This window comes from Streptomyces sp. BE20 (genome assembly GCF_036322525.1).
Taxonomy (GTDB): Bacteria; Actinomycetota; Actinomycetes; order Streptomycetales; family Streptomycetaceae; genus Kitasatospora.
Genome location: NZ_JAQYWW010000572.1, coordinates 1 through 1,067, shown reverse-complemented (window position 1 = coordinate 1,067; position 1,067 = coordinate 1). Strand labels below are relative to the sequence as shown.

Here is a 1,067-nt window from a genome sequence, read left to right as displayed (position 1 = left end):
GAGGTGCCGGGTGCGGTGATGCGTCTCGGTGACGAGCTGCCGGTGCCGGTGCCGGTGCTGTTGGTGGATGCGACGGGGGCGGGTGCGGCCGGGGATCGGGCTGCCGCGCTGTTGGTGCTGCTTCAGGCGTGGCTGTCGGATGCCGGGTGGTCGGATTCGCGTCTGGTGGTACGGACGTTGGGTGCGGCGGGCGCGGAGATCAGTGACGCGGACGGTGCCGCGTTGTGGGGTCTGGTGCGGTCGGCGCAGGCCGAGCACCCGGACCGGCTCCATCTGGTGGACGCGGCCGAGGACGTGTTCTATCCGCTGCCGCAGGCGCTGGTGCGCGAGGGTGTGGTCACTGTGCCGCGTCTGGTGCGCCTGTCGGGTTCCGCGTCCGCTCCGGTGGGGTTCGGTGACGGCACGGTGGTGGTGACGGGTGCGACCGGCACGCTCGGTGGTCTGGTGGCCCGGCATCTGGTCGAGGCGCACGGGGTTCGTGATCTGCTGTTGCTGTCCCGTTCCGGTGGGGATGCCGGGCTGGTCGAGGAGCTCGCTTCGGCGACGGTGCGGGCGGTGGCCTGTGACGTGGCGGATGCCGGGGCGGTGGCCGAGGTGTTGCGGGACGTGCCGGTGTCGGCGGTGGTTCACGCGGCCGGTGTGTTGGACGACGGGATGGTGGAGTCCCTGACCCCGGAGCGCCTGGACGTGGTGTTCCGGGCGAAGGTCGACGCGGCGCGTAACCTTGCCGCCGCGACGGAGGGCCGGACGCTCAGCGCGTTCGTCCTGTACTCCTCGGTGGCGGGTCTGTTCGGCAATGCGGGCCAGGCCAACTACGCTGCCGCGAACACGTTCCTGGACGCGTACGCGTCGGAGCTGCGGTCGCGGGGTGTGCCGGCGACGTCGCTGGCGTGGGGTCTGTGGGACGCGGGGATGGGTGAGACGCTCACCGACGCGGACCGGGAGCGGATGCGGCGTGGTGGTGTCCTGCCGCTGACCGCCGAGCAGGGGCTCGCGGCCTTCGACGCGGCGCTTTCCGGTGGACGGCCGCTGGTCGCTGCGCTCGCGGTCGACACCGCGGTACTCCG

At 72.4% G+C, this 1,067-nt stretch carries 1 protein-coding gene; it reads left to right on the top strand.

Annotation, left to right across the window (positions count from 1 at the left end):
- Positions 1 to 18: 18 nt before the first annotated feature.
- A partial coding sequence (locus tag PUR61_RS10150) for a beta-ketoacyl reductase (protein ID WP_329877979.1) occupies positions 19 to 1,067 on the top strand: 1,049 nt, incomplete at its 3' end.